This is a genomic window from Georgenia wutianyii, from assembly GCF_006349365.1.
Lineage (GTDB): Bacteria > Actinomycetota > Actinomycetes > Actinomycetales > Actinomycetaceae > Oceanitalea > Oceanitalea wutianyii.
Genome location: NZ_CP040899.1, coordinates 2,973,244 through 2,986,329, shown reverse-complemented (window position 1 = coordinate 2,986,329; position 13,086 = coordinate 2,973,244). Strand labels below are relative to the sequence as shown.

At 73.4% G+C, this 13,086-nt stretch carries 7 protein-coding genes; 6 read left to right on the top strand and 1 reads right to left on the bottom strand.

Features of this window, described 5'->3' with window-relative positions:
* Window positions 1-611: 611 nt before the first annotated feature.
* The 3 genes from FE251_RS13160 to FE251_RS13150 are packed head-to-tail and all read left to right on the top strand — an operon-like array spanning window position 612 to window position 4,017.
* The gene (locus FE251_RS13160) at window positions 612-1,334 is read left to right on the top strand and encodes a hypothetical protein (protein WP_139949015.1); all 723 of its coding nucleotides are present in this window, start codon (window positions 612-614) and stop codon (window positions 1,332-1,334) included.
* The gene (locus tag FE251_RS13155; RefSeq protein ID WP_139949014.1) at window positions 1,331-2,848 is read left to right on the top strand and encodes an O-antigen ligase family protein; all 1,518 of its coding nucleotides are present in this window, start codon (window positions 1,331-1,333) and stop codon (window positions 2,846-2,848) included. Before FE251_RS13160 ends, FE251_RS13155 begins: the two co-directional genes overlap by 4 nt.
* Complete coding sequence (locus FE251_RS13150; RefSeq protein WP_223147543.1) at window positions 2,845-4,017, top strand: glycosyltransferase family 4 protein; 1,173 nt, start codon at window positions 2,845-2,847, stop codon at window positions 4,015-4,017. The genes FE251_RS13155 and FE251_RS13150 overlap by 4 nt, the downstream gene beginning before the upstream one ends.
* A 27-nt stretch (window positions 4,018-4,044) precedes the next feature.
* On the opposite strand, the gene FE251_RS13145 is transcribed toward FE251_RS13150, so the two are convergent.
* Window positions 4,045-4,941, bottom strand: coding sequence for a glycosyltransferase (locus FE251_RS13145; protein ID WP_168202738.1), 897 nt, complete (start codon window positions 4,939-4,941; stop codon window positions 4,045-4,047).
* A 330-nt stretch (window positions 4,942-5,271) separates the two neighbouring features.
* On the opposite strand from FE251_RS13145, the gene FE251_RS13140 reads away from it, so the two are divergent.
* From FE251_RS13140 to FE251_RS13130, 3 genes are all read left to right on the top strand, one after another.
* Complete coding sequence (locus tag FE251_RS13140) at window positions 5,272-9,375, top strand: vWA domain-containing protein (RefSeq protein ID WP_139949013.1); 4,104 nt, start codon at window positions 5,272-5,274, stop codon at window positions 9,373-9,375.
* Between the two features lie 771 nt (window positions 9,376-10,146).
* Complete coding sequence (locus tag FE251_RS13135) at window positions 10,147-12,333, top strand: prealbumin-like fold domain-containing protein (RefSeq protein WP_139949012.1); 2,187 nt, start codon at window positions 10,147-10,149, stop codon at window positions 12,331-12,333.
* Window positions 12,334-12,432: 99 nt separating this feature from the next.
* Entirely contained in the window at window positions 12,433-13,062 is a 630-nt protein-coding gene (locus FE251_RS13130; RefSeq protein WP_139073182.1) for an alternate-type signal peptide domain-containing protein, read from the top strand.
* Window positions 13,063-13,086: the final 24 nt, after the last annotated feature.

The window sequence follows — 13,086 nt, the reverse complement described above, 5'->3', positions numbered from 1 at the left end:
CGCGTGGGGCGTGGAGGGGTCGTCACTTGTGGAGCTCACCTCCGTCGCGCGTCGTGGCCTGTGCCGATCGGCTGGTCCTCCGTCGGTACCGCTGAACGACGCGTTCCAATCTGGCACGGGCGATTCGGGGTCGTAAGGATGACCGCCGGGTGACGGTCAGGGGATGATCCGGGTCCCGGGGGTGAGCCCTCGGGGTGGCCCCCGACCAGGCTTTTCGTGGGCTCACCCCGGCTCTCACCTCGCCCGGTGGATGAGTCACCTTGCCGTCATCCGCCGAGGGGCAGAACGTGCCGCGGGAGGGGTGTTCTGCTAGTGCCCGGGTCCACGTGAGTGGTGCCCGAAGCTCTCGGCCCGTCGTCGGCACCGCCCGGCCGGCGACGGGTCGGGGGTCGCCCACGGGCCGGGACGCGACTGCTCTGTGATCGGTCGGTCGTCGTCATGGCTCGACCGCGACGTGGCGGGTGGGGACTCGCTCCCCACCCGCCATCGCTTTTGTGGGACCCGCCGCCTCGCGGCGACACGGGCGGTGCACGTTCCGGGCGGGGGCCTACCGGCCCTGAGGCCCGGGTGAACAAGACGCACATCACACCCGGCTCACGACGGAGGCACCCGTGGACGTCTGGCGCATCACCGTGGCGACCCTGCGCCGCTGGTACATCTTCCTCCCGCTGCTCGCGCTCACCGCGGGAGCCGTGTTCGTCGTCGGCCAGGGCGTGCAGCCGGAGTACGAGGTCTCCGGCACCGCGCTCATCACCCCCGGCCGGACCCCGTCGCCCGTCCCCAACCCCTACGGCGGGGAGCAGCAGGCGAGCGCCGCCGTGGCGATCGTCCTCAACAGCACGGAGTCCAGGGCGGGAGTGCAGGCAGCGGGTCTGCTACCGGCCTACGAGGTCGCCGGACGGAGCCGCAGCACGATCTTGAACGTGGCCGTGCGTGGGGGTGACGCCGACCAGGCCGTGGAGACCGCCCGTCACGTCCTGGAGCTGGCCGGGCAGGAGCTCGCGGAGCGCCAGGGCGGGGCGGGCATCCCGAGCTCGGCGCAGTACGGCCTCGACATCCTCGCCGCGCCGGCGCTCGCCGGCGTCGTGTACGACGGGAAGATGCAGGTGCAGGCCGTGACCGGTCTGCTCGGGGCCAGCCTCGCGCTCCTCGTCGCGGTGCTCTTCGACGACATCGTCGGCCTGTTCCGGCGGCGCCGGGCGCGCCGTCGCGCCGACCCTGCCGGGGCAGCTCCGACGGTCGCCGCGGAGGGCGCGCCGTCGACCGACGGGACGAGGTCCCGTGACCCGGAGCGCCCGCCCCGGTCGAGTGCCCGCGACCACGCCCGCGCGTGAGCACCGACGGTCGCGCGTCGCCGCGGACGGCGCGCCGTAGCGGGACGACGGAGCTCGACTTCGAGCCCGTCCTCCTGCGCCGCCCGGGTGCCGGCCGTCCGTGGGAACCCGCACTCCTGCGGCGGTGGCGCCCTCCCACCCTCGTCCTCCTCGTCGTCTTCCTCTGCCTCCAGTTCCTCATCCCGGCGCGGCTCGTCATCGGCGGGCTCGGGTCGGTCGGGCGCCCCTCGGTGGCCGTCGGCATCCTGCTCGCCTTCCTCTGGGTCGTCTCCGCCCGCCGGCCGGGACGCCTGCCCGCAGGACGTCAGCCGGTCCGGTGGCTGCTCGGCGGCTACCTCGCCGTGCAGCTCGTCGGCTACGCCGTCGGGTACGACCGGCTCCTGCCGCAGATCGAGGCGAGCAGCGCGGACCGCTGGCTCATCTACAACGTCGCGATGGTCGGTGTGGCGCTCGCCGTCACCGACGGGCTCGTGACGCGGCGCCATCTCGACATCCTGCTCCGGAGCGTGGTCGCCCTCGCCGCCGTCATGGCGTTCGTCGGCACGTTGCAGTTCCTCCGCATCGTCGACCTCACCCGGTACATCCGCATCCCCGGCCTGCGCGCGAACCGTGAGCTCATCGGGGTGGGGGCGCGCGGGGACGGGGACTTCGCCAGGGTGGCGGGAACGGCCAACCACTACATCGAGTTCGGGGTGGTGCTCGCCCTCGTGCTGCCGATCGCCCTCCACTACGCCTTCTTCGCCCCGCCCGGACGCCGATGGGTCCGATGGCTGTCGGTCGCACTCATCGCCTCCGCCATCCCGCTGTCGATCTCGCGCTCGGCGATCCTCACGGTCGCCGTCTCCATGGGGTGCCTCGCCGTCGTGTGGCCGTGGCGGCGGCGCTACAACGTGTTCGCGGTCGGGCTGGTCGGGCTCGTCGTGTTCCACTTCGTCAACCGCGGGGTGCTCGGGACGATCCGCTCGTTGTTCACGAACATGGACAACGACCCGAGCGTGCAGAACCGCATCGCGGACCAGGCGTTCGTCCAGCAGATGTTCGCCCAGCGCCCCTGGCTCGGCCGCGGGCCCGGGACCCTCCTGCCCGAGCGGTACATCCTGCTCGACAACCAGATCTACGGGACGCTCGTCGGAGGCGGCATCCTCGGGCTGGTCGCTCTCGTCGCCCTGTTCGCCGTGCCCTACGCCATGGCGAGGAGCGTGCGCCTGCGGGCCGCGGGCGAGGAGAGCCGGCACCTGGGCCAGGCCCTGGCGGCAGCGTTCCCGGCAGGGCTCCTCGCGAGTGCCACGTTCGACTCCTTCGGGTTCGCCACCTTCGCCGGGACGACCATGGTGTTCGTGGGCGCTGCCGGAGCGCTCTGGCGGCTCGAGGACGTCCGTCCGTGGCGGCCGATCTCGAACCAGCAGGGAGAGTTCGTGACCATGCCGCTGACCGCCGAGGTTCGCTCGCGGGCTCGCGCGGGATGGCAGAAGTCCCGGATCGGGCGCCCCGTGCTGTCGGAGGAGAACAGGTGAGCAGGAGCGGGCCGATGCGGGTCCTGTACAGCTTTCCCCAGCGACTGGGCGCCGGACGTATCTGCTACACGGCCTGGCAGCAGGTGCTCGGTCTGCACGCGGCCGGTGCGTCGGTGACGGTCCTGGCCGGCTCGGTCGCACGTCCTGTCCCGCCCGAGGTCGAGGTCCGCACCACCCTCAGCGTGGGGCCCGCTCGGTTGCCGCTGCGGCTGGTCGGGGTCACCCGTGCCTGCGAGCTGCACGACAGGATCGTCGCCCGGCAGCTGCCGCGACTCGCCGATCGCGTCGACGTGCTCCACCTCTGGCCGCGGGGAGCCCGCCACACCCTGCGGGTCGCACGGGAGCTCGGCATTCCCACCTTCCTCGAACGCCCGAACGCGCACACCCGTTTCGCCTACGACGTCGTCGCCCGGGAGAGTGCCCGTCTCGGTGTCGTGCTTCCCCCAGGGTCGGAGCACGCGTACGACCCTCACGTCCTTCGCATCGAGGAGGCCGAGTTCCGCCTCGCCGACAGGCTGCTGTGCCCCTCCGACTTCGTCGTCCGCAGCTTCCTGGACCAGGGGACACCGGCGGACAAGCTCGTCCGGCACACCTACGGCGTCGACCTCGAGCGTTTCGGTGCACTGGAGGCGCGCGAGCCGGGCCGCCCGTTCACCGCACTCTTCGTGGGGCACGCCGCGGTGCGCAAGGGGCTGCACGTCGCGCTCGAGGCGTGGCTGTCCTCGCCCCTCGCGGAGGCGGGCGAGCTCCTCGTGGCCGGGACGATCGTGCCCGAGTACGAGGCGCGGCTCCGCACGCAGCTGGCCCATCCGAGCGTCCACGTGCTCGGACACAGGGAGGACATCCCCGACCTCATGCGACGGTCGGACGTCATGCTCCTCCCCAGCTTCGAGGAGGGCTTCGGACTGGTCTGCGTCGAGGCGATGGCCGCCGGCAGCGTCCCGCTGGTGTCCGACGCGTGCACCGACCTCTGCCGGCACGACGACAACGCCCTGGTCCACCCCGCCGGTGACGCGGTCCGGCTCCGTGAGCACCTCACCGAGCTGGCAGCCGACCCGGCGAGGCTGCGGCGGCTGAGGGACAGTGCCCTGCGCACCGCCCCGGGCGTGACCTGGAGGGCGGCGGGCCGGCGGCTCCTCGACGTCTACACGGAGCACGCCCCGGTCTAGGTCGCCCGGCTCCTGTGGGCTCCGCCGTCACCGCCTCGTGCGTCCGAACCGGTCCCGCAAAGCCAGGTCGGTGGCCACCCACGCCGCGACGTACCGGTGGTAGAACTCCCCGACGAGGAGCGCGGCCCGCGCTCGCGGCGTGGTCAGCCGCTCGTCCCGCATGCCGCGCCGTGCCGAGCCCAGCGGGGGCACCAGTGACCGCAGCGGCGGCCACGGGGCCGGCCCCGTGCGCCCGTCGAGGACGTCACGCTCGTGGCGGCCGACCATGACGCGGCGCAGCTTCGTGCGCAGGGCGGCGTAGGACTCGCGGGCGGGGTGGTGGACGACGGCGCGGGCCCCGTAGACCGTGCGCAGGCCGAGGTGGTTGGCGCGCTGCGCCCACTCGATGTCCGCGCCGGAGCGCAGTGCGTCACGGAACGGTCCCGCGCGGTCGAACGCGGTTCTCGTCGTGCACATGTTCGCCGTCACCGCGGCGCCGCCCCGGGCCACGTAGGTCTCCTGCGGGAAGGCGTGGACGAGCTCGTAGGCCTCGACGGGGTGCGGGCGGGCCGGGTCGCGGGCGTACACCGCGACGTGGCCCGCGACGATGTCGGCGCCCTCGCGCAGCTCGTCCACCGCGCGTTCCAGCCACGTCGGCTCGGGCAGGCAGTCGGCGTCGGTGAACGCGAGGACCTCGCCGGCGCTCGCGAGCACGGCCGCGTTGCGCGCCGTGTACGAGCCCCCCGACGGCTCGGCGAGGTACCGGACACCGGGCTGGGCGCTCGCGGCCGCGAGTGCCTGCCCGTCCTTGCTGCCGTTGTCGACGACGACGACCTCGACGAGCTCAGCCGGGTAGGTCTGGCGGGCGAGGGCCGCCAGGCAGGCCGACAGCCGGGGGTCGTCCCGGACAGGGACGATCACCGACACCCGGGGCAGTGACGTCATGGTCGCCATTGTGTTGGACCGGGCGCGGCCGTGGAACCGCTTCGGGACGCCACCCGCGGCGGCCGGAGGCCGGGTGTCGGGGATGTCGCCCGGCAGGTCGGGCAGAACCGCCCGTGGAGGGTGACGTCGGCTCACCCCGGCAGGTGTCGACGTCAACCGGTGATCCCCCGCGCCCCCGGCGGCGCACCGGAGAGCCCGGTGGTGGGCTGGCAGCGCCCCATCGATCACAAGGAGCGCGCCATGCCTACTCACGCCCGTCCGTACAGACTCCCCCGCACATGGCACCACCGGGTTCGCGGAACGCTGGTCGGGCTGACCAGCCTCGCGCTCGTGCTCACGGGCAGCGCCTCCCTCGCGCTCACCGAGGAGGCCACGGCGGGCGACGTTCCCGAGGTCGTCGCGACGGCCCCCGCCGAGCCGGCGCCCACCCCCACCGAGCCGGCCGCGACGCCCGCGGAGACGGCCGATGCCCCTGCCACCGAGGAGACGACCGGTGTCCCGGTCGTCGAGGAGCCGCCCGCCGAGGAGTCGCCCGCCGAGGAGACCGACGCCCCGGAGGTCCAGGACACGGCGGCCTCCTTACCCGTCGCCCGGCTGAGCTCGGGTCCCGTCCCTCGCGACACCGTCGTGCCGCTGGAGGTCCCTCCCGGTGACCCCGGTGCGAACCAGGCCAAGATCATCGTGCGCGCGGGCGGGGACCGGACCGGGTCCGGACCCACGAGCTCCTCAGCCACCCCCCTGGCAGACGTCACCTTCGAGATCTACCGGGTGACCGCGCTCCCGGGCCCCGGCGGCACGCCGACCGGCGTGTCCGTCGGCACCTGCACCACCGACGCGACCGGCGAGTGCGGGCTGTTCGTCGACCTCGTCGGCGCGATCAACGGCGGCGACGTCTTCTACGCCGCGCAGACCGCAGCGCCCGCCGGGTGGGTCGCCCCGGAGCGCTGGGGGCCCGACGCCGGCCAGGAGTACATCTTCGCCAGCGGTCTCATCTCTGCCAGCGACCCCGTCGCCCAGCGGACGGTGGAGCTCCCGCTGGCGTTCAACAGCACCGTCACCGAGCCCACCGTCGCGAGCGTGCGGCCCAACAACCGGGTGGCGCCCCAGTGCGGCCTCGACCTCGCGATGGTCGTCGACCTGTCGAACTCGGTGACCGAGAACAACGCGCTGCTCAACCAGTACAAGGCCGCCGCGACCGGCTTCATCGACGCCCTCACCGGCACCCCCTCCCGGGTGGCGCTGTACACCTTCGCCTCGCTCGCCCCCGCCCAGGGCGCGACGAACGGCGGGGTTCCCCTCACCAGCGTCGCCACGGCGGCGGGCGCGGACGTCATCAACAACCGGATCAACGGCTTCGCGCAGCCGCCCTCCGGCGGTGGCGGCACGAACTGGGACCGCGGCTTCCACCAGGTCGCCGAGTCCACGGACGACTACGACGTCGTCCTGTTCCTCACCGACGGTGAGCCCACCTTCCACCGCGACCGCCAGGGTCCCGGCAACGCCTCCACCATCGCCGAGGTCAACGAGGCCATCCTCTCCGCCAACGCCGTCAAGGCGTCCGGTGCGGAGGTGATCGTCGTGGGCATCGGGGCCGACCAGGCCCCCGGCGCCGATATCCGGATCCCGTTGGTCTCCGGGCCCGTCGAGGGTGAGGACTTCTACCGCACCGACTTCGACCAGCTGGGCAGCGTGCTCCAGGAGATCGCGAGCGCGGAGTGCGCAGGCACGCTCACCGTCGTCAAGGAGGTCCGGGACACCGAGGGCGAGCTCCAGCCCGGCGGGGCCGGCTGGACCTTCAGCACCCCGACGGCGCTCGTCACCCCGGCGTCCGCGACCACCGACAGCACGAGCGCCGTGAACTTCGCGGTCTCCTACGAGACCGGCACCACCGCCCGCTCCGTCACCGTCAACGAGACCCAGCAGACGGGGTATGAGCTTGAGCAGGTGGGCGGCGCGAACGCCGTCTGTGTCGACACCGTGAGTGGTGACTCGGTCGCGGTGACGAACACGGGCGCCCTCGGGTTCACCGTCGACGTCGCCCAGCTGGCGGTGGTGAGCTGTACCGTCCGCAACGCGGAGGTCCCGCCGGACTACGAGGACCTCGTCGTCACGAAGACGGTGACGCCCGCCCTCGACCGGGACTGGGACTGGGAGATCGAGAAGCTCGCCCGGGAGGACCGCCTCGAGGTCCCCGCCGGCGAGGACGGCACCTTCACCTACGACGTCACGGTCACCCCGAGCGGCCCCACCGACAGCGGCTTCACGCTCGGCGGGGAGATCACGGTGACGAACCCGAACGACATCGCCGTCACCGGGGTCGACGTCGTCGACGCGGTGAGCACCCCGGCCGGCGCGCAGTGCACCGTCACGGGCGGTACGGACGTCACCGTCCCGCCGGACGGCTCGGTGACGCTGCCCTACTCGTGCTCGTTCACGAGCGCGACGGCCACGACGACGGGCACGAACACCGTCACCGCCACGTGGGACGCCGCCGCCTACCCGGGCTCGAGCGGCACGGCCACGGGGACCGCGGCGTTCGACTTCGCGGACGCGGACGTCGCCGAGACCGACCGGTTCGTCACGGTCACCGACTCCGAGCTCGACCTGTCCACCCTCCCCGGCGGCAACGAGCTCGACGCCGTCGACGGTGAGCGCGTGCTCACCTACGAGCTCACCTGGCCGAGCACGCCCGGTGAGTGCGTGGAGTTCCCCAACACGGCGACGGTGACCAACAGCGTCGGGGCGCTGGTGGGCCCGCTCGCGGTGGCCGAGGAGAGCACCGAGGACGTCACCCTGTGCGCCGGCCTCGACCTCACGGTCGAGAAGAACGTCATCCACTCCTTCGCCCGCACCCACCTGTGGGAGCTCGCCAAGGACGTCGACGCGACCACCGTGACGCCCGACCCGGTGACCGGGATCGCGCTCGTCGACTACGCCGTCACCGCGACCCCGGCGGGCCGCACGGACGGGGAGTGGGCGATGCAGGGCACGATCACGCTCACCAACCCCAACCAGTGGCTCGACATCACCGCTGAGGTCACCGACACCGTCGACGTCGGTGGTGGAGCGGTGTGCACGGTCGCGGACGCGAACGGGGCGCTCGTCGCCCGGAACAGCTCCCTCGACCTCAGCTACACCTGCACCTTCGTCACGCAGCCCAGCTACTCGGGCACGAACACCGCCACGGCGGTCTGGCCGGACACGCTCCCGACGCCCACGAACAGCGCCACGGGCACCGCGGAGATCACGGCAGAGGACTGGAACCCGGAGCTGGTGAACCGGACGGTCACCGTCGTCGACGACAAGACCGACCCCGCGAACCCGGTCGTGCTGGGTACCGCGGAGTGGAACGAGGAGGGGACGCCGACCCTCTTCACCTACACCCTCGAGCACCAGGGGGAGCCGGGCGAGTGCGTCGAGCACGTCAACACCGCCTGGCTCCAGGAGACCGGTCAGGACGACCAGACGTCGGTCGAGATCTGCCTCGGCGTCTCGGTCGACAAGCGGGCGGTGTCCGCCGACCTGCAGGACGACGGCACCTGGCTGGTGACCTACGCGATCGACGTCGAGAACGTCGAGGAGAACGACACCGCCTACAGCCTGAGCGACACCCTGGAGTACGGCGAGGGCATCACGCCGCTCGAGGCGGACTGGGTGCTCGAGGGCACGGACGAGGCGGGCGAGTGGACCGGCCTGCCGGACGACCCGACCACCATCCTGGCCACCGACCGGGTGCTCGCCGGCGGGGAGACGCACACCTACGTCGTCGCCGTCCTCGCCGAGGTCGCCGAGGGCGTCGCCGGGACCCCGGCCGGGCGCTGCACCGGCGAGGACGGCACCGAGGGCGGTGGCTTCCTCAACGCCGCGATCCTCACCGTCCAGGGTGAGGAGACCGTCGACCGGGCCTGCCTGCCCCCCGGCGGGGAGCTGCCCGACGAGCCGGCGTGGACGCTGCTGAAGACCTCGGACCCCGCCTCCGGGAGCACGGTGCGACCGGGTGACACGATCACCTACACGATCACCGCGACGCCCACGAGCGAGAGCGACCCCGTCGACCTCGTCGTGCGCGACGACCTCACCCGGGTGCTCGGCAACGCGCGGACCGTCGGAGCGGTCGAGGTGAGCACCGGCAGCGTCGAGTGGGACGGGGACGTCATCGTCTGGGACATCCCGCGGCTCGGTGAGGCGGAGACGCTGACCTTCAGCGTCGTCGTCGACCGCGGCGCCTGGGGCGTGACGCTGCACAACGTCGTCACCGGCGACGGGTCGCCGCCGCCCGTGTGCATCACGTGCACGACGACGCACACCACCCCGCCGCGGCCGGGGCTCCCGACGACCGGCACGGACCTCTCCGGGGCGGTGCTCATCGCGGTGCTGCTCTCCGCGGGCGGTGGCCTCGCGTTCGCCACCACGCGCAGGCGCAGGGAGAGCTGATGCACGGCGCCGGGCGGCAGGTCCGCCCGGCGCCCATGAACCCCCGTGTCCCTGCCAGCACCGCCCGGCAGGTAGGGACGCGGGCGGCCCATCCGGCCAACGGGACGCTCGGTGTAGTGATCGGCATCGCAGTGTCCCGCCCCGGTGACGGCCGGCGGACGGGGTCGTCGAAAGACGGCCCCGTCCGCGCTGTCCCCAGGCAGCTCGCCTTCCGCAGCCCCGGCGACTCCCACCCCCTCTGGGACACCCCCCGGCGCCCGCGGACACCCCGTGCGCGGGGCCTTCGAGCCGCGAAGGGGCGTCCCAGACGCGTCGCCGACGCACCGATGCGCGCTGGACGCTGGACGCGCTCCTCCTCCGGGACGCCCTGTTCTCCTCCGGCCGCCTCCGGGACACCTCGCGCGCTCTGGGACGCCCCTTCGGAGGCCAGGAGCGTGCTGTCGGGGGCGTCCGCGGGCGCCAGGGGGCGTCCCAGAGGTGGCGAGGGGGGCCGGGAGGGGGGCGGCGACAGCACGCCACTCACCCTCCTTTAGTGGGGGTGAGTGGTACGAAAGGAGGAGCCACCTCCCCCTTTGAGCGGAATGGCGCGGAAGGGGCGGCGGGCGCCCGGCACTGCTCCTCGCCCGGCTCACCCCCGCGCGGTGCGCGACACGTGAGGTCTAACCCCGGCGACGCCTGCCGATCATCTTGTCGCCACCCGCTGCGGAAGGTCGGACGGCCGGGGCGTTCTGGTGGGCTGACGTCATCAGCACACAGGGCGGAGCACAGATCATGAAGCACGGAGCCGACGACGGCACCCGGCGGCGCACTTGGCGCGTCGCCGTGACGACACTCATCAGCCTCGGCCTCGTCGCGAGCGCGACGACCTCGGTCGCCACCGGACTCGACGAGGACGTCGCCGGGGGGCCGAGCACGACCTTCGTCGAGCCGGCACAGGTCCTCACGCCCGCGGCCGAGGGTGACCTCGTCCTCGACGGCGACGCCGCGCCCGCGCCCCAGGACGAGGCGCCGGCACCCGCCGCCCCCGCTCCGAGCGCTCCTGCCCCCGTCGACGCGGCGCCCCCTGCCGCCCCGCTGACCGGGGCCCCCTCCCCGGCAGCCGCGAACGAGCGGGCCGAGGCGAGCAGCGTCGCCGCCCCGGCCGCTCTCGCGCCGCTCGCCGTGCCCGCCCCCACCGGGAACAGCGCCGTCATCACCGTCAAGGTCGGGGGCGACCGCTCGACGACATCGGCGGTGGCAGGCCTCCAGGGCGTGCGGCTGCGCCTGCACACCGGCTCCTCCAGCCCCGCCGGCCCGGTGAACGAGAGCTGGGCCTCGTGCGTCTCCGACAGCGCCGGCGACTGCTCGTTCGTCGTCCCCGAGACCCAGGCCGGGACCCGGGTGTGCGTCGAGTTCTTGTGGGGGTTCTGCATGCGCTGGGACGAGACCCCCGGCGGGGCCAACTACGACCGCAGGTTCTGGGTCGTCCAGGACTCGGCCCCCACCGGCTGGTACACCAACCCGGCGCTCGTCACCGGCGGAGCGAGCTCGCAGGTCGCCTCCACCTACGCCTTCCGCACGGGCGAGCAGCTCCGCGCGGCGACGACGTACCGGGCCGGGTCGCAGTTCATGACGGCCGGCAGCAGCGAGACCCGGACCGGCTCGGCCGGCACCTGGCAGACCTCCCGCGCCAACCCCCGCCTCACCCAGACGTGCGAGGCCGGCCTCGACGTCGCCCTCGTCCTCGACCTCTCCGGCTCCGTCGCCAACGCCGGTGCGGTCGGCGACCTCAAGGCCTCGGCCATCGCCTTCGCCGAGGCGCTGCAGGGCACCGGCTCCCGGATCGCGCTCTTCACCTTCGCCGAGACCGCCCCGCGGGCCAACGGCAGCTCGGGCCAGAACTACCCGACGCTGCTGCCCGTCGACGGCAACCTCGCGACCATCCGCGACCGGATCAACGCCTACAGCGCCGGCGGCGGCACGAACTGGGACCGCGGCATCCACCAGGTCGCGCAGAACGGCCAGCAGTTCGACCTCGCCATCGTCGTCACCGACGGCCAGGCCACCTACTCCGGGAACCCGGCGACGGGCCCGGGCAGCTTCACCCGCTTCTCCGAGACCGAGCAGGCGATCTTCTCGGCCAACGGGCTCAAGGCCAAGGGCACCCGGGTGCTCGCCGTCGGCGTCGGCGGCGGCATCGGCGGCGACGCCGCCAACCTCCGCGCGGTCTCCGGGCCGAGCGGGCACGCCCCCGGCGCGTCGGCGAACAGCGCCGACTACTTCCAGACGGGCTGGCGTCAGCTCGCCCCGCTCCTGGAGAACCTTGCGAAGGGCGCCACCTGCCAGGCGACCGTCAGCGTGGAGAAGGTCGCCCAGCCCTACGGCGGGACGGCGGCCCCGGCCGCCGGCTGGACCTTCGCTGCGACGACGTCGAACGGTGCCCTCACGCCCTCCGGCCCGCGGGTCACCGGCTCCACCGGGACGCTGGAGTACGCCGTGCGCTTCTCCAGCCCCGACGCCGCCACTGCGGCGGTGCGGATCGAGGAGCGGATGACCGCGGACCAGCAGGCCGCCGGATGGTCGCTCGCCGATGTCAGCTGCACGGCCAACGGCGTGCCGCGCCCCGCCACCCGCGACGGCGCCGCCCTCACCCTCGACGTCACCGTCGGCGACGACGTCAGCTGCACCTTCACCAACGTCCAGACCCGCGAGCCCGGCGTCGAGATCGTCAAGCGGGCCTGGGACGTGCCGACGGCCGCGCAGCTCGGCGGCGCCGCCGAGCTGGCGCCCGGCACGACACTCACCGACGGCGCGACCGTCACGTGGACCTACACGGTCCGCAACACCGGACGGACGGCGCTGCTCGACATCGTCGTCGTCGACCGACCCACGGTCGACGTCACCTGCCCGCGGACCCGACTCGAGGTCGGCGAGCACATGGTCTGCACGGGGTCCGCGGCGCTGACGCCGCGGCCCTAGGACGGGCCCCAGAACTACCGGGCGAAGCCCGGTCCACGGCGCCGGCGCGACCACTGGTCGAGAGCCGTGGCCACCCCACCCCCACACAAGGAGATCACGATGAACAAGAAGACCACCGGCGTCGTCGCCGGCGCCGCCGGCGCAGCCCTCCTCCTCGGCGGGGCGACCTTCGCCCTCTGGAGCGACAGCGCTCCCGTCGACGGCGGCACCATCACCGCCGGAAACCTCGACGTCGAGGCCGTCGCCGCGCAGTGGAAGGACGTCTCGGCCGACCGCACCGACGCCGGCCACGCGATCGACCTCGACACCTTCCGCATCGTCCCGGGCGACACGGTCCAGGGCACCTTCGGCTTCCGGGCCGCCCTCGAGGGCGACAACATGGTCGCCCGGCTCTCCCTCGACGACCTCAGCGCCCAGGGCGCCCTCCTCGCCGAGCTCGCCGAGCACGCCACCTACACCGTCCTGTCCGGCGGCACCGTCGTCGAGACCGGCGACCTGAGCGACGCCGAGGGCGTGCTCTTCGCCTCGGCCGACAACAGCAACAACGTCGCGGCCCTCCCGACGCTGCCCGCCGACCTCGGCACCGACCCGAACGTCTCCCTCGTCGTCGAGGTCACCTTCGACGAGGACGTCGCCGACCAGGACCTCGTCCGCGCGAACGCCGTCATGGCCGACTTCAGCGCCACCCTGTCGCAGGTCCGCGACGCCGGCGTCGGCGGCGGTTTCTGACGCACCCCCAGGACCCGGGTGGGG